Consider the following 272-nt stretch of genomic DNA (forward strand, 5'->3'; position numbering starts at 1 on the left):
CAGATTCAGTAACGGTTACAGTGACCCAACCTGAAACACCAGAATTGGTTGTATCTGCAGGAGATGATGTAACCATCTGTGAGGGAAGTACTGCTGTATTGACCGCCTCAGAAGGAGAGAGCTATCAGTGGAACAACGGTGCCACTACCCAAAGTATTGAGGTATCACCAAATACCACTACGGAATATACAGTGACCGTGAGCCAAGGAGAGCAGAGCGGAAGCGCCAGTGTGACTGTCAACGTCAATGCCTTACCAACTGCCGATGGCGGA

1 protein-coding gene is annotated in these 272 nt (G+C 49.6%); it reads left to right on the forward strand.

Features of this window, described 5'->3' with window-relative positions; genetic code table 11:
• A partial coding sequence (locus ZA07_RS16260) for a hypothetical protein (protein WP_197276769.1) occupies positions 1-272 on the forward strand: 272 nt, incomplete at both ends.

The sequence above is a fragment of the Mangrovimonas sp. ST2L15 genome, from assembly GCF_001280515.1.
GTDB classification, from domain to species: domain Bacteria; phylum Bacteroidota; class Bacteroidia; order Flavobacteriales; family Flavobacteriaceae; genus Mangrovimonas; species Mangrovimonas futianensis.